This is a genomic window from Devosia sp. (genome assembly GCF_030689745.1).
Lineage (GTDB): Bacteria > Pseudomonadota > Alphaproteobacteria > Rhizobiales > Devosiaceae > Devosia > Devosia alba.
On the sequence record NZ_JAUYGL010000122.1, the window covers coordinates 1 to 6,903 of the forward strand.

Sequence of the window (6,903 nt, forward strand, 5' to 3'; positions counted from 1 at the left end):
AAACCATTTGCTGCCATATTTTAGGCAAAAGCAGTTTATTGGACCGTCATGCCGACCCTGATCCGCCTTATCATCACGCTGCTGTTTCTGGCTGGCCTTGTTTATGCGGGCATGGTGGCGCTGGTGTCATTTGTCGAACCGACCCCCAAACAGGTCACCATTCGCATTCCCACCCGCGACCTGCTCGGCGGCGGCGCGCCGGTCCTGCCCGGCAGCACCCCCGGCGCCAGCGGGCCGACCAGCCAAACCGAACCGGAGAGCCCATGAGCCATCTGGTAGCGTCGTTTCTCGAAATGATGAGCGCCGAGCGCGGGGCGGCCAAAAACACCATCGACGCCTATCGCCGCGACCTGACCGATTATGTCGGCTTTCTCGCCGGCCGGGGCCTGACCCCGCTCAATGGCGACCGCGACGCCGTGACGCGCTATCTCGACAGCCTTTATGCCCAGGGCCTGTCGGCATCATCAAGCGCCCGGCGCCTGTCGGCCATCCGCCAGTTTCACCAGTTCCTCTGCGCCGACAATCTGCGTGGCGACGACCCCACCCGCATTGTCGCCAGCCCCAAGACCCGGCGCGCCCTGCCCAAGGTGCTCTCGGTAGCCGAGGTGGAGAAGCTTTTGACCAGCGCCGAGGCCGCTGCCAATGCCGAGGGCACGCCTGCCGAACAGGCCGGGGCGCTGCGCCTTTATGTGCTGCTCGAACTGCTCTATGCCACCGGCATGCGGGTGTCCGAGCTGGTCAGCCTGCGCCGCGCCGCCGTCATGCGCGACTCCAGCTTCATCACCGTTACCGGCAAGGGCAACAAGGAGCGCATCGTGCCGCTCAACGACCGGACCCGCGACGCCATCAAGGCCTATCTCGCCACGCTCGAACCGGGGCCCTTCCTGTTCCCGGCCAGCGGCGCCGAGGGCTATCTGTCGCGCCAGGTATTTGCGCGTGATCTCAAGGGCCTGGCCGGCCGCGCCGGAATCGGCGCCGCGCGGGTCGCCCCCCATGTGCTGCGCCATGCCTTTGCCAGCCATTTGCTGGCCGGCGGTGCCGATTTGCGTGTGGTGCAGATGCTGCTCGGCCACGCCGATATTTCCACCACGCAGATCTATACCCACGTGCTGGACGAGAAATTGCGTACCTTGGTGGAGACCCACCACCCTCTCAACCAGCCCTAGCCCTTCGGCCCAATAGGAGAGCAGACTGTTAGCATCGAACGCCGCATGCGGGGTTTTGCCATGACTCCGCTTGACTTGCCGTTGCACCATCGTCACTTTCCCGCCACTTTAGGGCGCAACAGCAGCGACCTGATGCACGGGTCCAGCAATGGCACCCTTAACGGGCAGGTGGAATGCAGTCTTATCTCGATTTCGAAAAGCCGGTAGCCGATCTTGAAGGCAAGATCGCCGAGCTCAAGTCCATGGCCGCAGCCGATCAGGCCGTGAGCATTGACGAGGAGGTCTCCCGCCTGTCCAGCCGCGCCGAAGAGGCCCTGGTTGAAATCTACAAGAAGCTGACGCCCTGGCAGAAGACCCAGGTGGCGCGCCATCCGCAGCGCCCGCACTTCGCCGACTATATCGACACCCTGATTACCGAATGGCGGCCCATGGCCGGCGATCGGAAATTTGCCGAGGACTCCGCCATCCAGGCCGGCTTCGGTCGGTTCAACGGCCAGCCCGTGGCCGTGATCGGCCAGGAGAAGGGCAATTCCACCGAGACCCGCCTCAAGCATAATTTCGGCATGGCCCGCCCCGAGGGCTACCGCAAGGCCGTCCGCATCATGGAACTGGCCGACCGTTTCAACATTCCGGTGATCTCGCTGGTCGATACCGCCGGCGCCTATCCCGGCATTGGCGCTGAAGAGCGCGGCCAGGCCGAAGCCATCGCTCGCTCCACCGAAAAATCACTCGAACTGGGCGTGCCCAATATCGCCATCGTCATCGGCGAAGGCGGTTCGGGCGGCGCTATTGCCATCGCCACGGCCAATCGCGTGCTGATGCTGGAACACGCCATCTATTCGGTGATCTCGCCCGAAGGGGGCGCCACCATTCTGTGGCGTGACGCGGCCCGGGCCCAGGACGCTGCCACCAATATGAAGATCACTGCCACCGATCTGCTTGGCTTTGGCGTGATTGACGGCATTATTCCCGAGCCGACGGGCGGCGCCCACCGCCACCCCGAAACCGTGATGGCCGCCACCCGCGAGGCGTTGGCCAAATTCCTTGCCGACTTCGCCGGCAAGAGTCGCCTCGAACTGCGCGAGCACCGCCGCGAGAAGTTCATGGCCATCGGCACCGCGCTGTAATCAGGCCAAACCGCCGCCGCTGTGCACCCACAGCGGTTTCCCGGCCACACATCTGTGTGATCATCCCCCGCTAGCTGGGGATTTCGGGCCGTGGTAACACTTCATTCACCAGCATTTCTCATGCTTGGGTAACCACTGTTCCCTATGGATCAGCCACTGATCCCGCAATTGGGCTGCCCTATCGTGACCGCCATCATGCTACGCAAATTCTGTTCTGTGCTGATCCTGCTCTGGGTGGTGTTTGGCCTCGCCGCTTGCGGCGGCTTCCTGCCCAAATCATCGAGCAACCGGCACAACCAGCCTTTGCAAGGCACTGTCGTTTCCGCCCTCAAGGCGATGGGGTCTTCGCCCGGCGCCGCCATGATGGTCCGCATCTTCAAGCAGGAGCAGGTGCTCGAAGTCTGGAAGCGCACCAGCGCCGGCCAGTTCAAGCTGTTCAAGACCTATGAAATCTGCGCCTTCTCCGGCGATCTTGGCCCCAAGATCAAGGAAGGCGACCGGCAGAGCCCCGAAGGCTTCTACACCATCACGCCCGGCCTGATGAATCCGAAGTCCAATTACTATCTGGCCTTCAACACCGGCTTTCCCAACAAGTTCGACCGCGTGCACGGCCGCACCGGCTCGCAGTTGATGGTGCATGGCGACTGCTCTTCGCGCGGCTGCTACGCCATGACCGATCACGGCATTGCCGAAATCTATGCGCTGGCCCGCGAGAGCTTCAAGGGCGGCAATTCCAGCTTCCAGCTGCAGATATTCCCCTTCAAGATGACCCCCACCAATCTGGCCAAGCAGTCGACCAGCCCGCATCTGGCGTTCTGGAAGGACATAAAGGAAGGCTATGACCTGTTCGAGCTCGACAAGAACCCGCCCGTCTGGGACGTCTGCGAGCGCCAATATGTCTTCAACGCCAGCGGCAATGGTGTGCTGAACCCGATGGGGGCATGCCCCCCCGTGACGCGCAGCGCCGCACTGGTCGCCAAGGAATTGGCCGACGAAAGGGCCCTGGCCGCCTCCCTGGCCGCAGCCGAGCGGAAAACCGTCGAGGAAGCCGCCCTCAAGGAGCGCAGTGCCGCCGTGAATGGCGCCGTCAACGGCGCGGTGACCAATCTGTTTGGTGGGCTGGGCAATCTGTTTGGCGGTGGCGAGCAGGTCACCGCGGTCATGAGCGGCAAGCCAGCACCCGTGCCGCAGGCAAGGCTCAACCGCTAGGTCCAGACCGCTTGCCGGCTGGCCTCAGCAGGCCACCCGGATTTCGGCATAGCCGCTCAGGCCGTCACCCTCGCTGGGCATTACCCCGAGCATGCACTCGCTATCAGCCAGATTGATGGTGCCGCCCTCGGCAATGACGGTGCCATCCCCCAGGGTGATATAACCATTGTCGATCGCGGCAATGGCGATCTTGGCAGTGGTGCCGCACACCGCGTAATTGTCGCCTGCCGCCACCATGAACCGCATGCCGACGGGCAGGCAATCGCCGCCGCTGGCAACGGCACCGCCCGCAGGGGCGGGCAAGGCCGGAAGTGCCGATGCCAGGGGAGCCGTGCTGCCATTGCGCTGATTGGCCTCGAGCAGCGCCAGGCGATTGGACAGATCGAGCAGGCGTGCGGCGCTATCGGCACTGTCGGCAGCGGCTGGTTCGCCACTCCCCGTTTGCTGCCGGCCATAAAGTTCAAGGCTCACCCGGATCTGGGCAATGTCATTGGAGATGCGGCGGATTTCGCGCTGTGTCTCCGCATAGACCCAGGCGGTGGTGCCCAGGGCGACGAGGCCAATCAGTCCCACCGCCAGAGGCGCCAGACTGCCCAGTTGCAGTCTTCGCCTGGCCGGATGTGGCGTGATCGCATCGGGCTGACCCGGCTCATCGTCGCGTGAAACACCCTTGAGGGTCCAATTGTCAGCCACAGCAGCCGTCTCCATAGTCCAAGACTTTTAGCATGAAGCGATCCGCCAGCATGAACCGATCCGGACATCGCCCCAGAATGCGGCCCTGATATGGTGACGTTGCCGAGATCGGCGGTACCGCCCTCACGCACACGCTAAGGCAAAGCGCCGCGACGCCCCACAGGGGCTAAATCGAGCGGGCACCGGCCAGCCGGCCCTCGCTGCCGACATAGGCGACCTTGCGCGGCGTGTCCTCGGCCACCGCAGCGCTGCGCGCATCGTAAACGGCGCGCGCATCCATGATCGAGCCATGGTTTTCCGAGGACCAGTCCCACAGCGCGCTGATCGGCTGCTGCAGCGTCTTGCCAAGTTCGGTCAGGGCGTATTCCACCCGTGGCGGCACCTCGGGATAGATGGTTCGGGTCACCAGGCCATCGCGCTCCAGATTGCGCAGGGTCAGCGTCAGCATGCGCTGGCTGACCCCATTGATCAGGCGCTTGAGCTCGTTGAACCGCAGCGTACCCTGACGGCCCAGCATGCCCACCACCATCACGCTCCATTTGTCGCCGATGCGGTTGAGAACATCGGACATGGCCGTGCAGTTGGAATGTTGCGACGTGTCTTGCAGTGACATTGCGGTGCCTCCAATTTGGGAACTCAGGCACTAATATAGACGTGGTTACCTTCCGTGCCTAGGGGCGGACATGTCACACCACAGTTTCCACCGCAGTACTGCCGATTTTGGCCGTTGCTGCAGCCGAAAATCGCCATCAGGCCGGTTGTGGGGCGCCCGGCCGGTCGGCGAGCACCGGCGGGAAGGCCAGGGCAAGCGCGGCAGCCGCCAGGCCGATGGCCGCCGAGCTGATATAGAGCCACTGGTAATCGCCGAAATTGTCGAAGATCCAGCCACCACCAATCGGACCAAACGCCATGCCAATGGCCGAGGTCATGGTAATGCCGCCCAGCACCGTGCCCATCACATGATCGGGAAAATACTCGCGCGCCAGGACCGCATAGAGAGGCATCACCCCGCCATAGGCTAGGCCCAGCACCGCCGCCAACATGTAGAACTCGCGCAATTGGGTGACATAGATATAGGCGAAAATACCGGCCGACTGCAGCAGTAGGCCGGCGATGATCACCCGCTTGACGCCCAGCCGGTCCGCCGACAGGCCAAACAGCAGCCGCCCGAACAGGCCCGCCACCCCTTCCACGCTATAGATGCTGGCCGCCGCCAGCGCCGACGCGCCACAGATCATGGCGTAGCTGACAGTATGAAAGATCGGCCCCGAATGCGCCGCGCAGCACAAAAAGAAGGTGCCGGCCAGCACGATGAATTGCGGCGTCCGGAAAATGGCCCGCAGCCGGCCGGACTGGCCCGATAGCGCAGCCCCCGCCTCGGGCAGCACAAGGTTCGCATCGGCAATTTGTGGCGCCCGCTTCAGCAGCAGCGCCACCGGCACGATGATGACCACCGCGCCCACCGCGATCATCAGCATGGCGCTGCGCCAGCCATAAATCCCGATCAGCACACTGGCCAGCGGCGTCACCACCATCGGCGCGACGCCGCCGCCAATCGACACCAGCGACACGGCCAGGCTCCGATTGGTCTCGAACCAGCCGATCACATTGGCCATCAGCGGCGCAAAGAACGCCCCCGCTGCGGCCCCGATCAGCACACCATAGCTGAGCTGGAACATCACCAGGCTGCTGGCGCGGCTGGCCAGCAGCAGACCCAGACCAAGCATCACCGTCCCGATCAGCACCACCGGCCGCGCCCCGATCCGGTCGCTCAGAGAGCCCCAGAAGAAGCCGGCCACCCCCATGACCAGAAAGCCCAGCGTCATCGCCCCGGAAATCCCGGCGCGCGACCAGCCGGTCTCCTCGGCAATTGGCTGCAGATAGACCGGCAGGGCAAACATCGACCCCATCGCCACACAGGTGATCACTGCTCCCCCCGCCACGATTACCCACCCATAGTGCTTGCTCATTCGCCAATTCTCCTGGTGCCCATTGTCATGCAATGACGAAGCAGGCGCCCACAGACCGACAGCAGGCAAAAAATAATCTGGCCGCCCCAGGCGCTGTTCCGCACACCGCCCCGGCGCAAACAGGGTTTCCCCAACGCACGGCATTTGCTATCGAACGGGCGTGGTCTCGTAGCTCAGTTGGATAGAGCACAGGATTCCTAATTTGAGCTCACACTTGCTTTGTTAGTATATAACTTAGCATTATCAAATACTTAACATTGCATCGTGACACGCCTTTCGGGCCGTGCTAGCTAACACGCTACTAGCACGGTCAATTGGCCGTCAGTGATTTCAGTGGGTTAGCCAACGATCTGCTTCGCAACCAGCACGGTCCTAGCACGCAGTGAAAGCACCAAATTGCGGAGTGTCGACTTTGGCCAGTGATCTGCTCACCGACTACGAGCTCTACAAGCGCAAGGACAGCGCCAACTACTGGATGCGTTTTTCAGTCAAAGGCAAGAGCCAGATCCGCCTGAGTTTGAAAACATCCGATGCAGACGAGGCAGAAACACGCGCCAAGCGCGAACACCTCCGATATCAAGTCCGCGCAGAAGACGGCCACTTGGCTACGTCAAAGCTGTTTCATGTGGTGGCGCAGGAATACGCGGATAGCATTGAGGGCCAGATCAAGCTGGGTCTGAAAAAGGACTACCGCGCCCAGCAGGACCCGCAAATTATCAAGCGCTACCTGATCCCGTT

The 6,903-nt window shown here is 62.7% G+C and carries 8 protein-coding genes; 5 read left to right on the forward strand and 3 right to left on the reverse strand.

What is annotated here, in order from left to right; translation table 11 throughout:
- The first annotated feature begins 48 nt into the window (after nucleotides 1-48).
- The 4 genes from Q8O80_RS21560 (at nucleotide 49) to Q8O80_RS21565 (ending at nucleotide 3,502) form a co-directional block, all read left to right on the forward strand.
- Nucleotides 49-267, forward strand: coding sequence for a hypothetical protein (locus tag Q8O80_RS21560; RefSeq protein WP_371136168.1), 219 nt, complete (start codon nucleotides 49-51; stop codon nucleotides 265-267).
- Nucleotides 264-1,166, forward strand: a complete 903-nt coding sequence (locus Q8O80_RS10975) for a site-specific tyrosine recombinase XerD (RefSeq protein ID WP_305579510.1) — start codon at nucleotides 264-266, stop codon at nucleotides 1,164-1,166. Before Q8O80_RS21560 ends, Q8O80_RS10975 begins: the two co-directional genes overlap by 4 nt.
- A 173-nt stretch (nucleotides 1,167-1,339) precedes the next feature.
- The gene (locus tag Q8O80_RS10980; RefSeq protein WP_305579511.1) at nucleotides 1,340-2,293 is read left to right on the forward strand and encodes an acetyl-CoA carboxylase carboxyltransferase subunit alpha; all 954 of its coding nucleotides are present in this window, start codon (nucleotides 1,340-1,342) and stop codon (nucleotides 2,291-2,293) included.
- A gap of 195 nt (nucleotides 2,294-2,488) precedes the next feature.
- On the forward strand, nucleotides 2,489-3,502 hold the full coding sequence (locus Q8O80_RS21565; protein ID WP_347946833.1) for a murein L,D-transpeptidase family protein: 1,014 nt from the start codon (nucleotides 2,489-2,491) through the stop codon (nucleotides 3,500-3,502).
- Between the two features lie 24 nt (nucleotides 3,503-3,526).
- On the opposite strand, the gene Q8O80_RS10990 is transcribed toward Q8O80_RS21565, so the two are convergent.
- The 3 genes from Q8O80_RS10990 to Q8O80_RS11000 form a co-directional block, all read right to left on the reverse strand.
- Nucleotides 3,527-4,195 carry a hypothetical protein gene (locus Q8O80_RS10990; RefSeq protein WP_305579512.1) on the reverse strand — a complete coding sequence of 223 codons (669 nt, stop codon included), beginning with the start codon at nucleotides 4,193-4,195 and terminating at the stop codon, nucleotides 3,527-3,529.
- 166 nt (nucleotides 4,196-4,361) lie between these two features.
- Nucleotides 4,362-4,808, reverse strand: a complete 447-nt coding sequence (locus tag Q8O80_RS10995) for a helix-turn-helix domain-containing protein (RefSeq protein WP_305579513.1) — start codon at nucleotides 4,806-4,808, stop codon at nucleotides 4,362-4,364.
- A gap of 136 nt (nucleotides 4,809-4,944) precedes the next feature.
- Nucleotides 4,945-6,165 (reverse strand): MFS transporter, encoded by a 1,221-nt coding sequence (locus Q8O80_RS11000; RefSeq protein WP_305579514.1) that lies wholly within the window; start codon nucleotides 6,163-6,165, stop codon nucleotides 4,945-4,947.
- A gap of 412 nt (nucleotides 6,166-6,577) precedes the next feature.
- On the opposite strand from Q8O80_RS11000, the gene Q8O80_RS11005 reads away from it, so the two are divergent.
- The coding region (locus Q8O80_RS11005; protein WP_305579515.1) for a hypothetical protein at nucleotides 6,578-6,903 on the forward strand (326 nt) is incomplete at its 3' end.